At 74.4% G+C, this 14,847-nt stretch carries 18 protein-coding genes; 15 read left to right on the top strand and 3 right to left on the bottom strand.

The features are described from left to right. Positions 1-1,510 (bottom strand): oxidoreductase (locus C6N75_RS18685; protein WP_105870047.1); only part of this gene is annotated, 1,510 nt, incomplete at its 3' end. 229 nt (positions 1,511-1,739) lie between these two features. Here C6N75_RS18685 and hisD point away from each other — a divergent pair. The 9 genes from hisD to C6N75_RS18645 all read left to right on the top strand — a co-directional run bounded on the left by hisD (position 1,740) and on the right by C6N75_RS18645 (position 8,015). Further along, entirely contained in the window at positions 1,740-3,062 is a 1,323-nt protein-coding gene (gene hisD, locus C6N75_RS18680; RefSeq protein ID WP_105870046.1) for a histidinol dehydrogenase, read from the top strand. Further along, positions 3,059-4,177, top strand: coding sequence for a histidinol-phosphate transaminase (locus C6N75_RS18675; protein ID WP_105870045.1), 1,119 nt, complete (start codon positions 3,059-3,061; stop codon positions 4,175-4,177). The genes hisD and C6N75_RS18675 overlap by 4 nt, the downstream gene beginning before the upstream one ends. Next, complete coding sequence (hisB, locus tag C6N75_RS18670; RefSeq protein WP_105870044.1) at positions 4,174-4,767, top strand: imidazoleglycerol-phosphate dehydratase HisB; 594 nt, start codon at positions 4,174-4,176, stop codon at positions 4,765-4,767. Before C6N75_RS18675 ends, hisB begins: the two co-directional genes overlap by 4 nt. Positions 4,768-4,798: 31 nt before the next feature. Beyond that, positions 4,799-4,966 carry a hypothetical protein gene (locus tag C6N75_RS30785; RefSeq protein ID WP_181160534.1) on the top strand — a complete coding sequence of 56 codons (168 nt, stop codon included), beginning with the start codon at positions 4,799-4,801 and terminating at the stop codon, positions 4,964-4,966. A gap of 16 nt (positions 4,967-4,982) precedes the next feature. Then, positions 4,983-5,627 carry an imidazole glycerol phosphate synthase subunit HisH gene (gene hisH, locus C6N75_RS18665; protein ID WP_105870043.1) on the top strand — a complete coding sequence of 215 codons (645 nt, stop codon included), beginning with the start codon at positions 4,983-4,985 and terminating at the stop codon, positions 5,625-5,627. Positions 5,628-5,672: 45 nt separating this feature from the next. Beyond that, positions 5,673-6,398, top strand: coding sequence for a bifunctional 1-(5-phosphoribosyl)-5-((5-phosphoribosylamino)methylideneamino)imidazole-4-carboxamide isomerase/phosphoribosylanthranilate isomerase PriA (gene priA / locus C6N75_RS18660; protein WP_105870042.1), 726 nt, complete (start codon positions 5,673-5,675; stop codon positions 6,396-6,398). Continuing rightward, positions 6,395-6,862 (top strand): RidA family protein, encoded by a 468-nt coding sequence (locus C6N75_RS18655; protein ID WP_105870041.1) that lies wholly within the window; start codon positions 6,395-6,397, stop codon positions 6,860-6,862. The genes priA and C6N75_RS18655 overlap by 4 nt, the downstream gene beginning before the upstream one ends. Continuing rightward, positions 6,859-7,614 (top strand): imidazole glycerol phosphate synthase subunit HisF, encoded by a 756-nt coding sequence (gene hisF, locus C6N75_RS18650; RefSeq protein ID WP_105870040.1) that lies wholly within the window; start codon positions 6,859-6,861, stop codon positions 7,612-7,614. Before C6N75_RS18655 ends, hisF begins: the two co-directional genes overlap by 4 nt. A gap of 107 nt (positions 7,615-7,721) precedes the next feature. Further along, complete coding sequence (locus tag C6N75_RS18645; protein WP_105870039.1) at positions 7,722-8,015, top strand: DUF1905 domain-containing protein; 294 nt, start codon at positions 7,722-7,724, stop codon at positions 8,013-8,015. Between the two features lie 24 nt (positions 8,016-8,039). Here the strand turns inward: C6N75_RS18645 and C6N75_RS18640 are convergent, their stop codons facing one another. Beyond that, positions 8,040-8,885 carry a DUF2637 domain-containing protein gene (locus C6N75_RS18640; RefSeq protein WP_146132608.1) on the bottom strand — a complete coding sequence of 282 codons (846 nt, stop codon included), beginning with the start codon at positions 8,883-8,885 and terminating at the stop codon, positions 8,040-8,042. Between the two features lie 248 nt (positions 8,886-9,133). Here C6N75_RS18640 and C6N75_RS18635 point away from each other — a divergent pair, with 248 nt between their 5' ends. Both C6N75_RS18635 and C6N75_RS18630 read left to right on the top strand, forming a co-directional pair. Then, the gene (locus C6N75_RS18635) at positions 9,134-9,721 is read left to right on the top strand and encodes a winged helix-turn-helix domain-containing protein (RefSeq protein ID WP_105870037.1); all 588 of its coding nucleotides are present in this window, start codon (positions 9,134-9,136) and stop codon (positions 9,719-9,721) included. 46 nt (positions 9,722-9,767) lie between these two features. Next, a complete protein-coding gene (locus C6N75_RS18630; protein ID WP_105870036.1) occupies positions 9,768-11,036 on the top strand; it encodes an MFS transporter in 1,269 nt (422 codons plus the stop codon). 41 nt (positions 11,037-11,077) lie between these two features. Here the strand turns inward: C6N75_RS18630 and C6N75_RS18625 are convergent, their stop codons facing one another. Beyond that, on the bottom strand, positions 11,078-11,713 hold the full coding sequence (locus C6N75_RS18625; protein ID WP_105870049.1) for a TIGR03085 family metal-binding protein: 636 nt from the start codon (positions 11,711-11,713) through the stop codon (positions 11,078-11,080). A gap of 75 nt (positions 11,714-11,788) precedes the next feature. Between C6N75_RS18625 and hisI the strand changes: the two genes are divergently transcribed. The 4 genes from hisI to C6N75_RS18605 all read left to right on the top strand — a co-directional run bounded on the left by hisI (position 11,789) and on the right by C6N75_RS18605 (position 14,762). Next, positions 11,789-12,148: a phosphoribosyl-AMP cyclohydrolase gene (hisI, locus tag C6N75_RS18620; RefSeq protein ID WP_105870035.1), complete on the top strand. Its 360-nt coding sequence runs from the start codon at positions 11,789-11,791 to the stop codon at positions 12,146-12,148. Positions 12,149-12,158: 10 nt separating this feature from the next. Continuing rightward, complete coding sequence (locus C6N75_RS18615) at positions 12,159-13,673, top strand: anthranilate synthase component I (protein ID WP_258177489.1); 1,515 nt, start codon at positions 12,159-12,161, stop codon at positions 13,671-13,673. 6 nt (positions 13,674-13,679) lie between these two features. Beyond that, the gene (locus C6N75_RS18610; protein WP_105870034.1) at positions 13,680-14,342 is read left to right on the top strand and encodes a TIGR02234 family membrane protein; all 663 of its coding nucleotides are present in this window, start codon (positions 13,680-13,682) and stop codon (positions 14,340-14,342) included. Between the two features lie 144 nt (positions 14,343-14,486). Further along, on the top strand, positions 14,487-14,762 hold the full coding sequence (locus C6N75_RS18605) for an HGxxPAAW family protein (RefSeq protein WP_105870033.1): 276 nt from the start codon (positions 14,487-14,489) through the stop codon (positions 14,760-14,762). Positions 14,763-14,847 lie beyond the last annotated feature (85 nt).

Below are 14,847 nucleotides of genomic sequence, written 5' to 3'. Positions count from 1 at the left end.
CCCGCCACTGGCCGACCTGGCCGAGGTCGATCACCGGCAGCAGCAGGTCCAGCGCGAACAGCGCCGCGCTCCACTGCGGATGCTCGCCCGCCTTCATCGGCGGCGGGTCGGCGCGCGCGAAGGCGATCGTGCCGGCCGCCCACAGCACCGCCATCCACAGCGCCGCCCGCCCCGGGCGGTAGCCGTAGGCGACCGTCCAGTCCTGGATGTACCCCCAGGTCTTCGCGGCGAGCGGCAGCGTCTCGCGCCGCCGGCGCTGCTTGGCCAGCAGCACCTCCCGCGCCTCGGAGTCCTCGCCGCCCGCCCGCAGCACCGCCGCCAACCGCTCGTATGGCTCCGGGTTGAACTCCGGGGTGGCCGCCGCCAGCCACTCCAGCCGCCGGGTGAGCGGGAAGTGCCCGTAGGGGACGAGGTTCTCGTAGACGAAACCGCCCATCGCCAGCCCGCCCGGCCCCGGCCAGCTCGTCGACTGGTCCACCAGCGTGACCACCTTCGCGCCGCGCAGCACCACCCGCCCCTCATCGGGCCGCTCGCAGGTGAACCGCAGCTCCGGGGTGACGATCCGGCGCAGCGACACCTCCTCCCGGCGCTCCGAGGACAGCACGAACCGCGCGTGGTGGAAGTCGACCGCGTCCCCGAAGCGGCCGTCGTCCAGCCGCAGCCCGCCCCGGCACTCGAACGGCCGGGTCCGGGTGCCGCGCATCGGCGTGTCGAAGGAGGCCAGGCCGTTCGGCGGGGTCGCGCCCTCCTGCACCACCGCCGTCCGGTCGCTGACCCAGGCGTCCGTCATGTTCAGCGTGCGCTCCACGGTGAGCTGCGGGGCGTTCAGCGCCCGGCGGCCCTCCAGTGCGCGCAGCCGGGCCCCGCGCAGGCTCATCGACACGCCGACCTTCGCCCCGCGCAGGCTCAGCTCCCCGTCCGTCTCGATCAGGTCCGCCTGGAGGTCCTGGGCCACCGACATGCCGTCCGCGACCACCGCCCGGCCGCGCCGGTCCGGGCCCACGTGGATCTGGCTGATCAGCAGGTCGGTGCCGATCTGCGCGTCGGTCAGCCGGATCCCGCGCTCCACCCGGCAGCGCGGCAGGTGCAGGTCGCCCTCGGTCTGGAGCCGCGCCGCCTCCAGCCTCGGCATCGCGCACGCCACCATCCGCAGCGTGGTGAACCGCGTCTCCGGCAGCAGCACCTCCCGCTCGAACCGGCAGCCGTGCAGCTCCACGTACGGCCCGACCGTGCCGCCGGCCAGATCGAGCATCCCGCTGATGTGCACACCGCGCAGCTTCAGCGCCGACACCCGCCCGGCCAGCGCCGGCGGCCCGTCCAGCAGCAGCAGCGCCACCTTCTCCGCCCGCACCGTCCGCTCCGGCGGCCAGACCCGCGCCGAGAACGGGTCGTCCAGCACCGCGTTGCCCACGCTCAGGTCGTACGCCGCGCCGATCCGGAACGCCTGCCACATGCCGACCTCGGCCGGCGTCAGACCCTCCGGTACGTCGTCCTCGTGCGGCTCCGTCACCGCGCCCCCTCGCCTCCCCGCGGCGGCCGGAGCCTCCCGGACCCCGACGCGCCGCACCCGCCCGCGTCCGCCCGCCGGGAACCCGCACCCCGCCTCGTACACGCGTTCTTCCCCGTCCGTGACGGACCGAACGCTAACGGTCAGGAGTGGCGACCAGACGCCAGCGGGGCGTGTATCAGCCAGTGATACGGACGACCGGCCCCGGGAGGCCGTCTGCGAGAATTGACCTGTGATCTCACGAATCGATCTGCGCGGCGACGCCCTCCCCGAGGGCGCCGCACTGCGTGACCTGCTGCCCCGTGCCGAGCTCGACGTGGAAGCCGCCCTGGACAAGGTCCGGCCCATCTGCGAGGACGTGCACCATCGCGGGGACGCGGCGCTGATCGACTACGCCCAGCGGTTCGACCAGGTCACCCTGGAGCGGATCCGGGTGCCCGAGGCCGCGCTCACCCGCGCCCTGGAGGAGCTGGACCCGGCCGTCCGCGCCGCCCTGGAGGAGTCGATCTCCCGGGCCCGCACGGTCCACCGCGCCCAGCGCCGCACCGAGCACACCACCCAGGTCGTCCCCGGCGGCGCCGTCACCGAGAAGTGGGTCCCGGTCGAGCGGGTCGGCCTCTACGCCCCCGGCGGCCGCTCGGTCTACCCGTCCTCCGTGGTCATGAACGTCGTCCCGGCCCAGGAGGCCGGCGTCGAGTCCATCGCGCTCGCCTCCCCGCCGCAGGCCGACTTCGACGGCCTGCCGCACCCCACCATCCTCGCCGCCTGCGCGCTGCTCGGCGTGGACGAGGTGTACGCGGCCGGCGGCGCCCAGGCCGTGGCGATGTTCGCCTACGGCACCGAGTCCTGCGCCCCCGCCGACATGGTCACCGGCCCCGGCAACGTCTGGGTCGCCGCCGCCAAGCGCTACTTCACCGGCCGCATCGGCATCGACGCCGAGGCCGGCCCCACCGAGATCGCCGTCCTCGCCGACCGCACCGCCGACCCGGTGCACGTCGCCGCCGACCTGATCAGCCAGGCCGAGCACGACCCGCTGGCCGCCGCCGTGCTGGTCACCGACTCCCTCGACCTCGCCGAGGCCGTGGAGAAGGAGCTGGCCCCGCAGATCGCCGCCACCAAGCACGTCGAGGACCGCATCGAACCCGCGCTGCGCGGACGGCAGTCCGCGATCGTGCTGGTCGACGGCATGGCGGAGGGCCTGCGGGTGGTCGACGCGTACGGCGCCGAGCACCTGGAGATCCAGACCGCCGACGCCGCAGCGCTCGCCCGCCGGGTCCGCAACGCCGGCGCGATCTTCGTCGGCCCCTACGCCCCGGTCTCCCTCGGCGACTACTGCGCCGGCTCCAACCACGTCCTGCCCACCGGCGGCTGCGCCTGCCACTCCTCGGGCCTGTCCGTGCAGTCCTTCCTGCGCGGCATCCACATCGTCGACTACACCCGCGACGCCCTCGCCGACGTCGCCCACCACGTGGTCGCCCTCGCCGAGGCCGAGGACCTCCCCGCGCACGGCGCCGCGGTCAAGGCGAGGTTCGGCTGGAAGGTGCCCACCGCGTGACCAGCGAGAACACCGGCATCGACGACCTGCCCATCCGCGACGAGCTGCGCGGCAAGTCCCCGTACGGCGCGCCGCAGCTCGACGTGGCCGTACGCCTCAACACCAACGAGAACCCGTACCCGCTGCCCGAGCCGCTGGTCGAGCGGATCGCCGAGCGGGTCCGCGAGGCCGCCCGCACGCTCAACCGCTACCCCGACCGGGACGCCGTCGAGCTGCGCACCGCGCTCGCCGCCTACCTCACCCGCACCGCCGGGCACCAGGTCGGCCGGGAGCAGGTGTGGGCCGCCAACGGCTCCAACGAGGTCCTCCAGCAGCTGCTCCAGACCTTCGCCGGACCGGGCCGGCTCGCCATCGGCTTCGAACCGTCGTACTCCATGCACGGGCTGATCGCCCGCGGCACCGGCACCGGCTGGATCTCCGGCCCGCGCCGCGAGGACTTCACCATCGACACCGAGGCCGCCGCGGCGGCCATCGCCGAGCACCGGCCCGACGTCGTCTTCGTCACCTCCCCGAACAACCCCACCGGCACCGCCGTGGACGCCGAGACCGTCCTGGCGCTGTACGACGCCGCCCAGGCCGCCAAGCCGTCCCTGGTCGTCGTCGACGAGGCGTACGTCGAGTTCAGCCACCGCCCCTCGCTGCTGCCGCTCATCGAGGGCCGTCCCCACCTGGTCGTCTCCCGCACCATGTCCAAGGCGTTCGGGGCCGCCGGGCTGCGCCTGGGCTACCTCGCCGCCCACCCGGCCGTGGTGGACGCCGTGCAGCTGGTCCGCCTGCCGTACCACCTCTCCGCCGTCACCCAGGCCACCGCGCTCGCCGCGCTGGAGCACACCGATACGCTGCTGGGGTACGTCGAGGCGCTCAAGGCCGAGCGCGACCGCCTCGTCACCGAGCTGCGCGCCGCCGGCTACGAGGTCACCGAGTCCGACGCCAACTTCGTGCAGTTCGGACGCTTCGAGGACGCCCACGCCGTCTGGCGCGCCATCCTCGACAAGGGCGTGCTGGTCCGCGACAACGGCGTGCCGGGCCGGCTGCGGGTCACGGCCGGAACACCGCAGGAGAACGACGCGTTCCTGGACGCGGTACGCGCACTGAAGAAGGAGCAGAGCTCATGAGCCGTGTTGGACGGGTCGAGCGCACCACCAAGGAGACCTCCGTCGTCGTCGAGATGGACCTCGACGGCACCGGCAAGGTCGACGTGGCCACCGGGGTCGGTTTCTACGACCACATGCTGGACCAGCTCGGCCGGCACGGGCTGTTCGACCTCAACGTCAAGACCGAGGGCGACCTGCACATCGACACCCACCACACCATCGAGGACACCGCCCTCGCGCTCGGCGCCGCCTTCCGGCAGGCCCTCGGCGACAAGGTGGGCATCTACCGCTTCGGCAACTGCACGGTCCCGCTGGACGAGTCCCTCGCCCAGGTCACCGTCGACCTCTCCGGCCGCCCCTACCTGGTGCACACCGAGCCGGAGAACATGGCGCCGATGATCGGGTCGTACGACACGACGATGACCCGGCACATCTTCGAGTCGTTCGTCGCCCAGGCGCAGATCGCCCTGCACATCCACGTCCCGTACGGGCGCAACGCCCACCACATCGTGGAGTGCCAGTTCAAGGCGCTGGCCCGCGCGCTGCGCTACGCCTCCGAGCGCGACCCGCGCGCCGCCGGCATCCTGCCCTCCACCAAGGGCGCCCTGTGACCGACACCGTACGGACGGACGGGCCGGCGCGATGACCGGCCTGTCCACCATCCTGATCGCCGTCGGCGTCTTCCTCGGCGCCGGCGTCTACTCCTTCGCCAAGCAGGGCATGCCCCGGGGCGTCGTCGTACTGCTGGCACTCGCCTCCGCGATGTGCCTGCTCGCCGGCGTGCTGCGCGTCCAGGGCATCTGGGAATGACGGGACCGACGACGACATGAGCACTTCCGCCCGCAAGGTCGTGGTCTTCGACTACGGCTTCGGCAACGTCCGCTCCGCCGAGCGCGCCCTCGCCCACGTCGGCGCGGACGTCGAGATCACCGGCGACTACGACAAGGCCATGAACGCCGACGGGCTCCTCGTGCCCGGCGTCGGCGCCTTCTCCGCCTGCATGCAGGGGCTCAAGGAGGCCCGCGGCGACTGGGTGGTGGAGCGCCGGCTGGCCGGCGGCCGCCCCGTCATGGGCATCTGCGTCGGCATGCAGATCCTCTTCGCCCGCGGCATCGAGCACGGCGTGGAGACCGAGGGCCTGGACGAGTGGCCCGGCACCGTCGGCCCGCTGGACGCCCCCGTCGTCCCGCACATGGGCTGGAACACCGTCGAGGCCCCCGAGGACAGCGAGCTGTTCGCCGGGCTCGACGCCGACGCCCGGTTCTACTTCGTGCACTCCTACGCCGTGCACGACTGGAGCCTGGAGATCACCAACCCCGCCATGCGCGCCCCGCTGGTCACCTGGGCCACCCACGGCGAGAAGTTCGTCGCCGCGGTGGAGAACGGCGCGCTGTGGGCCACCCAGTTCCACCCGGAGAAATCCGGCGAGACCGGCGCCCAGCTCCTCGCCAACTGGCTCAGGACCTTCTGAGCCGACCGGCTCCCTTCCCCTAATCGCGATCGAGGACCCGCTGAGATGACCAAGCTCGAACTCCTCCCCGCCGTCGACGTCCGGGACGGCCAGGCCGTGCGCCTCGTCCACGGCGAGTCCGGCACGGAGACCTCCTACGGCTCCCCGTTGGAGGCGGCCCTGGCCTGGCAGCGGTCGGGCGCGGAGTGGCTGCATCTGGTGGACCTCGACGCCGCCTTCGGCACCGGCGACAACCGGGAGCTGATCGCCGAGGTCGCCCGCGCCATGGACATCAAGGTGGAGCTGTCCGGCGGCATCCGCGACGACGCCTCGCTGGCCGCCGCGCTCGCCACCGGCTGCACCCGGGTCAACCTCGGCACCGCCGCCCTGGAGACCCCCGAGTGGGTCGCCAAGGTCATCGCCGAGCACGGCGACAAGATCGCCGTCGGCCTGGACGTGCGCGGCACCACCCTGCGCGGCCGCGGCTGGACCCGCGACGGCGGCGACCTCTACGAGACGCTGGCCCGCCTCGACTCCGAGGGCTGCGCCCGCTACGTGGTCACCGACATCGCCAAGGACGGCACCCTTCAGGGCCCCAACCTGGAGCTGCTGGCCAACGTCTGCGCGGCCACCGACAAGCCGGTCGTCGCCTCCGGCGGCGTCTCCTCGCTGGACGACCTGCGGGCCATCGCCGCCCTCGTCCCCCGGGGCGTCGAGGGCGCCATCGTCGGCAAGGCCCTGTACGCCGAGGCGTTCACCCTGGAGGAGGCGCTGGCCGTGGTCGCCGGATGAGCGGCGCCCCGCGCCGGGTCGCCTCCGGCGCGCCCTGGGAGGAGCAGTTCGGCTACTCCCGGGCCGTCGAGCTGCCCAGCGGCCTGGTGCTGGTCTCCGGCTGCACCTCCGTCGTCGACGGCCAGATCACCGGCGGCAGCCCGTACGAGCAGGCCGTCAACGCCTTCGGCGTGGCCATATCCGCCCTCGGGCAGCTCGGCCTGACCGCCGCCGACGTGGTCCGCACCCGGATGTACCTCACCCACTCCCGGGACGTGGAGGAGGTCGGCCGCGCCCACAAGGAGCTGTTCGACGCGGTACGCCCCGCCGCGTCCATGATCATCGTGTCCGGATTCGTCGACCCGGGCCTGGTGGTGGAGGTCGAGGTCGAGGCCTACCGCCACCCCGGCTCCGAGGCCGACCGCCCCTCTGGCTCCGAGGCCGACCGCCACTCCGGCTCCGTGCGCACCGAGGAGGCGTCGTGACCCTCGCCGTCCGTGTCATCCCCTGCCTGGACGTGGACAACGGCCGTGTCGTCAAGGGGGTCAACTTCCAGAACCTCCGCGACGCCGGCGACCCGGTCGAGATGGCCCGGCTGTACGACGCCGAGGGCGCCGACGAGCTGACCTTCCTCGACATCACCGCCTCCTCCGGCGACCGGGCGACCACCTACGACGTGGTGCGCCGCACCGCCGAGCAGGTCTTCATCCCGCTCACCGTGGGCGGCGGCGTCCGCAGCGCCGACGACGTCGACAAGCTGCTGCGGGCCGGCGCGGACAAGGTCGGCGTCAACACCGCCGCCATCGCCCGCCCCGAGCTGATCCGCGAGATCGCCGAGCGCTTCGGCCGCCAGGTCCTCGTGCTGTCGGTGGACGCCCGGCGCACCCCCGGGGGCGCGTTCGAGGTCACCACCCACGGCGGCCGCCGCGGCACCGGCATCGACGCCGTCGAGTGGGCCCACCGGGCCGCCGAGCTGGGCGCCGGCGAGATCCTGCTGAACTCCATGGACGCCGACGGCACCAAGGACGGCTACGACACCGAGATGATCGCGGCCGTGCGCGAGCACGTGTCGGTCCCGGTCATCGCCTCCGGCGGCGCCGGCCGCGCCGACCACTTCCCGCCGGCGATCGCCGCCGGCGCGGACGCGGTGCTGGCCGCCTCCGTCTTCCACTTCGGCGATCTGCGGATCGGCGAGGTCAAGGACACCCTGCGCGACGCCGGCCACCCGGTCCGCTAGCGGAGACGGGTCCGAGGGCGGGCGCGGGCTCCGACGAGTGCGCGCGCCCGCCCGTCGCGGTCTACCGTGAAGGGGTGTCGGGGGTGTCGGGACCGAGGGAGGTCGCCATGCACGACACGGACCACCGGACCGAGCTGGACGTGGAGTTCACCGCGGTCCTGCGCAAGAGCCCCGAGCAGGGCGGCTGGACCTTCGTGATCTGGCCCGAGTCCGTCGCCTTCTTCGGCACCCGCGGGCTGGTCAGGGTCAGCGGCACCGTCGACGGCTGCGCCTTCACCAGCTCGTTCATGGCCCTCGGCGACGGCACCCACAAGCTCCCGGTCCGCTCCGACGTCCGCAAGGCCATCGGCAAGGACCGGGGCGACACCGTCACCGTCCATCTGGAGAAGCGGCTCAACTGACGAAGCCCACGGGTCCGCCCCGGGTCAGCGCCGCCCGGCGGGGCCCGGGCTCTGGCCCGCCGCCGAGGGCCGCCGGCCGGCCAGCACCCGGTGCCGCGGGTGGGCCTGCCTGGGCGGCCTGGTCAGCGTGATCAGCCGCACGAGCTGCTGGAAGCAGGCCAGGGAGGCCGCCGCCGGGAGCGCGGCCACCGCCGCGTCCACGATGGTGTGCGCCTCGTGTGCCACCCCGAGCAGCATCCCGGTGGTGGAGAACAGCAGCACCACCAGCCAGGAGTGCAGGGCCCGCCGCTGGTGCAGGGCGGCCCGCAGGATGGACAGCGAGGCCACCGCCCACGGGCCGTAGACCAGCACCGGCCACCAGCCCGCGACCCCGGCGCCGGTGCGGTCGGCCGCCACGCCGTGCAACGGGTCGTAGGCGATGACGCCGCTGAACACGCTGACCATGGCCACCAGTGCGGCCACCACGGCGGCGATGCACACGCTCACCGTCCGCACCCAGCTCCAGCTGCGGCTGCGGGCCCGGCGCCGGCGGTGGTCGGCCCGCGCCCGCCGCAGCGGCGGCAGCTCGGCGGTGATCGCCCCCAGCCTGTCCCGCGCCTCCCGCCCCTCGTCGGACTCCTCCGCCCAGTCCGCAGCCAACTCCTCGGCGGCCGGGGGCCGCGCCGCGTCCAGCAGGGACGCCAGCTCGTCCGACGGATCCCACTCCAGGTCCAGCACCCCGACGTCCGGCCCCGACCGGGGGCCCGGGACGCCCCGCCCGTCGTGCACCAGCCGCCCCTCCACCACCCGGTCGCCGCCGCCCGGCGGGAACGCCCCGTCGTCCGGGCCGCCGGCCCACTCCCGCATCCGCCCGTACCGATCGTCATACATGCGCGCCCCCCGCAGCGGTCGGGCCCTCGGTCCCGCATGACCGTTTCAGCAGCCGCCAGCAGCGCGTCGTCGCCGTCATGCCCCGCATAACGCGCCGGGCATCAAACGGATGCTCGGCAACCGGGTGAAGCCGTTCGCTCGTACGGGCGAGACGGGCCCGTGGAGCGGTTGGCCGCCGCCGCGCTTCGCACGGGAACAATGCGAAAGATATATTGCGCAAGTTCTGTTGTGTAGTTCATCCTGGGGTCATGGACGAGACCGAGCCGCGTCGCATCACCGACCTGGACACCCTGAAGGCGTTCGCGCACCCGCTGCGGATCCGCCTCTACCGGGCGCTGTTCGTGGCGCGCACGGCCACGGCGTCGCACCTGGCCGAGGAAGTGGACGAGCAGGTCGCGCTGGTCAGCTACCACCTGCGCCGGCTGGCCGGGCACGGACTGATCGAGGAGGCGCCCGCCCAGTCGCGGGACGGCCGGGAGCGCTGGTGGCGGCCGAGCTCGCAGGGCCTGTCCTACCGCGACAGCGACTTCCGGGACGCCCCGGAGCGGGCGGCCGCCAGCACGGCCCTGATGCGGATGCTGGTCGAGCAGCGCGGCGAGCTGTACCGCCGCCACCTCGACCAGTTGGAGACCTGGAGCGTCGAGTGGCGCGACGCCTCCTTCAACTCCGAGTACCTGCCCCGGCTCACCCACGGGGAGATGGCCGACCTCCAACGGGAGCTGGACGCCCTGCTGGCCAAGTACGACGCGATAGGTCGCGCGGGAGAGGAGGCGGGCGAGACCGAAGGCCGGGAGAACGTGGCCGTGCACCTCTACGGATTCCCGTTCCGCGGGTGACGGCGCACCACACGAGGCAGACCGGGGCAGGAAGGGGGACCACCGGATGACCGCGAAGTCCGTGGCCGAGGAGGCAGAAGAGCAGGCGGCGCCGGGGCAGCAGGACGCCGGCGCCCCGGCGTACCGCGATCCCGCCGTGCTGCGCTGGCTCGGGGCCTACACCGCCTCCACGCTGGGCGACAGCGTCTACTACCTGGCCCTGTCCTGGGCGGCGGTGCGCGGCGGGACGCCGGCCGAGGCGGGCGTGCTGATGGCGGTCAGCGCGCTCCCGCGTGCCCTGCTGATGCTCGGCGGGGGAGTGGTGGCCGACCGGTTCGGCCCCCGGCGGGTGGTGCTGGGCAGCGACGCCGTGCGGTGCGCCGCCACGGCGGCCGTCGCCGTGCTGATCCTCGCCACCAGCCCCGGGCTGTGGCTGCTCGCCGTGCTGGCGGTGGTGTTCGGCACGGTGGACGCGCTGTTCCTGCCCGCCGTCGGCGCGCTGCCGGCGCGGATCGCCCCGCCCGGGCAACTGGCCCGCATCCAGGGCATGCGCGGGCTGGCCCACCGGGCGGGACTGCTCCTCGGAGCGCCGCTCGGCGGGCTCGCGGTCGCCCTGGGCGGCCCGGCGGCCGCGTTCGCGGCGGCGGCCCTGCTGTTCGCCGCCTCCCTGCCGCTGCTCGCCTCCCTGCGGATGCCGCGCCTGCCCGCCGATCCCGGCCGCCCGCCCGGCACCGCCCGGCGCGACCTCGCCGAAGGGCTGCGGTACCTGCGCGGCCACCGGGTCCTCGCGCCGCTGGTCGTCGTCACCGCCCTGGTGGACCTCGGCGTCGTCGGCCCGCTCAACGTGGGGTTGGCGCTCCTCGCCGAGGCGCGGGGCTGGGGGGCGTCCGGGATCGGCTGGGTGCTCGCCGGATTCGGAGCCGGATCGGCCCTCGCCTCGCTGCTGATGGGTGTGCGGGGGCGCATACCCGCCGCCGGGCTCACGCTGACCTGGCTGCTCATACCGGGGGCGGTGTGCGTCGCGGCCCTGGCGCTCCTGCCGAGTCTGGCGGCGGCGGTCGGCGCGGCGGTGGCCGCGGGCGTGCTCGGCGGACTCAGCGGGGTGCTGTGCCACTCCCTGCTCCAGACCCACGCGGCACCGGCGTTCCTGGGCCGGGTCACGTCGGTGTCCACGCTGTTCAGCCTCGGCGTGGCCCCGCTGACCTTCCCGCTCACCGGGGCCGCGATCGGCCGGTGGGGCCCGGGCCCCGTCTTCGTCGCCAGCGCCGCGCTGTGCGCGCTCGCCGGGGTGTACGGACTGTGCCGCCCCGCCCTGCGCCGCGCCGAACTTCCCTGACCGGCCGGGGAGCGGCCGCCGTGCCGCCCTCCGCGGCGGTGTCACATGCCGAGTTGCCTGGCCGTGCGCAGGCGCTCGACCGCTTCCTTCTCGCCGTCGACCTCGACCTGCGCCGAGTCCTGGCGGCCGAAGGCGAACATCAGGAGTTCGCCCGGCTCGCCGGTGACGGTGACGACCGGGGTGCCGCGGTGGGCGACGGCGGTCTGGCCGTCCGGGCGGCGCAGCACCAGGCCGGTGGGGGCCTTGCGGCACACCATCCGGGCCGACTTCTCCAGGCGCGACCAGAGCGTGTCGGCGAAGACCGGGTCCACCTGGCGCGGGGTCCAGCCGGGCTGGGCGCGGCGCACGTCCTCGGCGTGCACATAGAACTCGACCGTGTTCGCGCCCTCGTCCACCTGCTTGATCGCGTACGGCGAGCCCTTCGGCGGCCCGGTGCGGATCAGCCGCACCAGCTCCTCGTACGGCTTGGCGGCGAACTCCGCCTGCGCCTGCTCCAGACGCGAGCGCAGCAGCGGGACCAGCAGTCCGGCCGCCGCGTCCAGCCGCCGCTCGCGCACCACCACATGGGCCGCGAGATCGCGGGTCCGCCAGCCCTCGCAGAGGGTCGGCGCGTCGGGGCCCGCGGCCTCCAGCAGGTCGGCGAGGAGGAGTCGTTCACGCTTGGCATGGGTCGACATGACGATCATCGTACGGCGGGGCGCGGAGGTCCGCCCAGTGGACGGCGAGGGGGATCGCCGGTGGCAGGCGGCACAATGGGCGGCATGAGCAGCAACCTCGATCCGGCCATCGCGGCCCGACTCAAGCGCAGCCCCGACGGGCTGGTGCCGGCCATCGCCCAGCAGTACGACACCGGCGAGGTGCTGATGCTCGGCTGGATGGACGACGAGGCGCTGCACCGCACGCTCACCACCGGCCGCGCCACCTACTGGTCCCGCAGCCGCGGCGAGTACTGGGCCAAGGGCGACACCTCCGGGCACGTGCAGCACGTCAAGGCGGTCGCGCTGGACTGCGACGCGGACACCGTGCTGGTGAAGGTGGACCAGGTCGGGGCGGCCTGCCACACCGGCGACCGGACCTGCTTCGACGCCGACGTACTGCCGCTCGGAAGGTAGGGGGAGCGCCGTGGAGCACTCGGACACCATGGACCTGGAGACGTTCCGCAAGCTGGCCGGCGACCGCCGGGTCATCCCGGTCGCCCGCCGCCTGCTGGCCGACGGCGACACCCCGGTCGGCCTCTACCGCAAGCTCGCCGCCGAGCGGCCCGGCACCTTCCTGCTGGAGTCCGCGGAGAACGGCCGGAGCTGGTCGCGGTACTCCTTCGTGGGGGTGCGCAGTGCGGCCACCCTGACCGTCCGGGACGGCGGCACGCACTGGCTGGGGACGCCGCCGGTGGGCGTGCCGGTCGAGGGCGACCCGCTGGCGGCCCTGCGCGCCACCGTCGAGACCCTGCACACTCCGCGCGACCTGGCGTCCGGGATGCCGCCGTTCACCGGCGGCATGGTCGGCTACCTCGGGTACGACATCGTGCGGCGACTGGAGAAGGTCGGCGAGCACGGCCGCGACGACCTCGCCCTGCCGGAGCTGACCATGATGCTCACCTCCGACCTCGCCGTGCTCGACCACTGGGACGGCACCGTCCTGCTGATCGCCAACGCCATCAACCACAACGACCTGGACACCGGCGTCGACGAGGCGTACGCCGACGCCGTCGCCCGGCTCGACGCGATGACCGCCGACCTCGCCCGGCCCGCCGCCACCGCCCCCGCCGGCCTGCCCGACTCCGCGCTCCCCGAGACCACCGCCCGCTGGGGCGGCGCGGCCTACCGGGAGGCCGTCGAGGACATCAAGGAGCGCATCCGGGCCGGCGAGGCATTCCAGGTGGTGCCCTCCCAGCGGTTCGAGACGCCCTGCGAGGCCAGCGCCCTGGACGTCTACCGGGTGCTGCGCGCCACCAACCCCTCCCCGTACATGTACCTGCTGCGCTTCGACGGCTTCGACGTGGTCGGCTCCAGCCCCGAGGCGCTGGTCAAGGTCGAGGACGGGCACGCCATGCTCCACCCCATCGCCGGCACCCGCCCGCGCGGCGCGACCCCGCAGGAGGACCAGGCCCTCGCCGAGGAGCTGCTCGCCGACCCCAAGGAGCGCGCCGAGCACCTGATGCTCGTCGACCTCGGGCGCAACGACCTCGGCCGGGTCTGCGCCCCCGGCTCCGTCGAGGTGGTCGACTTCATGTCCATCGAGCGCTATTCCCACGTCATGCACATCGTCTCCACCGTCACCGGCAAGGTCGCCGACGGCCGCACCGCCTTCGACGTGCTCACCGCCTGCTTCCCGGCCGGCACCCTCTCCGGAGCGCCCAAGCCCCGCGCCATGCAGATCATCGACGAGCTGGAGCCCACCCGCCGCGGCCTGTACGGCGGCGCCGTCGGCTATCTGGACTTCGCCGGCGACTCCGACACCGCCATCGCCATCCGCACCGCCCTGCTGCGCGACGGCACCGCCTACGTCCAGGCCGGGGCCGGGGTGGTGGCCGACTCCGATCCGGCCGCCGAGGACACCGAGTGCCGCAACAAGGCCGCGGCCGTGCTGCGCGCCGTGCACACCGCCAACCGGATGAACGGGATGTCCGAGGCGTAGGGGATAGTGGGATACGTGAGTGCCGCATCCGTACCCCAGCCCCGTGCCGCCCGCGCGGACGAGGACGAGAAGGCGGCGGCCCCCGGCGGCCGCCGCAGCCTCGCCGCCGCCCTGCTCCTCGGCGCCGCCGGATCGGCCGTCGTCCTGCTCGCCTCCGGCCGCACCTGGTCCCGGGGCACCGTCGAGCTGGGCGGCGGCACCGTGCCGCTCCAGGTCACCGGCGGCGACGTCACCGGCCTGCCGACCGCGCTGGCCGTCGTCGGCCTGGCCGCCCTGGTCGCCGTCTTCGCGGTGCGCCGCGCCGGCCGGCTGCTCGTCTCCGTGCTGCTCACCCTCAGCGGCGCCGGAGCGGCGGCCGCCGCCCTGCTCGGCGCCGGCGACAGCGCCGCCCTGGACGAGAAGGCCGCCGTCACCACCAGCGACTCCGCCGCCCGGGTGGCCGAACTGACCCACACCGCCTGGCCCTACGTCACCGCCGCCGGCGGACTGCTGCTGCTCCTCGCCGGGCTGCTGGCGCTGCGCCACGGCCGGGGCTGGCCCGCCATGTCCGGCCGCTACGAGCGCGGCACCGGCCCGCGCGGCGTCCGCAAGGGCCCCGCCCCCGTCGACCCGGACCGCCCCGAGGACCTGTGGAAGGCCCTCGACCGGGGCGAGGACCCCACCCGGTAGCGGCCCGCCGCGCGCCCGGCGAGCGGCGGCACGCGCCGTGCGGGCCACCCCGGATCACCGCGCACGCACGGGTGCGGGACAATGACCCCGAGCGTCCGCACCCGGCGGGGCCGTACACCGAGCAACATCAACAAGGAGCAACTCATGGCGGGCACCGACCACGGACACACCCCGGCCGCCTGGGCCGGAAGCATCGTCGCCTTCGTCGGCTTCTGCGTCGCCGGCGCCTTCATGGTCGCCGACAACCCCGTCGGCTTCTGGGTCGGCATCGGCGTGATCCTGCTGGGCGGTGTGATCGGCGGCGCGATGAAGCTGGCCGGCATGGGCTCCAAGGAGTCGCCCGACCTGGCCCGCGCCCGCGAGCTGGCCGCCCAGCGCGACCGCACCCCGGAGACCGCCAGGGCCGACGCCCACGCCTGACCCGTCCGGGCGAAGACGCCCCCTCGGCGCGGCCCGGCCCCGGCCGGGCTGCGCCGAGGGGGCGTCTTCGCCCGGACGGGTCAGG

Origin of the sequence: Streptomyces solincola (assembly GCF_002982015.1) — a bacterium.
GTDB lineage: Bacteria > Actinomycetota > Actinomycetes > Streptomycetales > Streptomycetaceae > Streptomyces > Streptomyces solincola.
The sequence above is the reverse complement of the archived record's forward strand: the minus strand, read 5'-3'. Positions and strand labels throughout refer to the sequence as shown.

Coding starts and splice junctions, on each gene's coding strand:
- hisH (WP_105870043.1), top strand. CDS start 4,983: ATGAGCACTTCCGCCCGCAAGGTCGTGGTCTTCGACTACGGCTTCGGC.
- hisI (WP_105870035.1), top strand. CDS start 11,789: ATGGGCGGCATGAGCAGCAACCTCGATCCGGCCATCGCGGCCCGACTC.
- C6N75_RS18605 (WP_105870033.1), top strand. CDS start 14,487: ATGGCGGGCACCGACCACGGACACACCCCGGCCGCCTGGGCCGGAAGC.
- C6N75_RS18625 (WP_105870049.1), bottom strand. CDS start 11,713: ATGTCGACCCATGCCAAGCGTGAACGACTCCTCCTCGCCGACCTGCTG.
- C6N75_RS18655 (WP_105870041.1), top strand. CDS start 6,395: ATGAGCGGCGCCCCGCGCCGGGTCGCCTCCGGCGCGCCCTGGGAGGAG.
- C6N75_RS30785 (WP_181160534.1), top strand. CDS start 4,799: ATGACCGGCCTGTCCACCATCCTGATCGCCGTCGGCGTCTTCCTCGGC.
- C6N75_RS18635 (WP_105870037.1), top strand. CDS start 9,134: ATGGACGAGACCGAGCCGCGTCGCATCACCGACCTGGACACCCTGAAG.
- C6N75_RS18630 (WP_105870036.1), top strand. CDS start 9,768: ATGACCGCGAAGTCCGTGGCCGAGGAGGCAGAAGAGCAGGCGGCGCCG.
- priA (WP_105870042.1), top strand. CDS start 5,673: ATGACCAAGCTCGAACTCCTCCCCGCCGTCGACGTCCGGGACGGCCAG.
- hisB (WP_105870044.1), top strand. CDS start 4,174: ATGAGCCGTGTTGGACGGGTCGAGCGCACCACCAAGGAGACCTCCGTC.
- C6N75_RS18645 (WP_105870039.1), top strand. CDS start 7,722: ATGCACGACACGGACCACCGGACCGAGCTGGACGTGGAGTTCACCGCG.
- C6N75_RS18640 (WP_146132608.1), bottom strand. CDS start 8,885: ATGTATGACGATCGGTACGGGCGGATGCGGGAGTGGGCCGGCGGCCCG.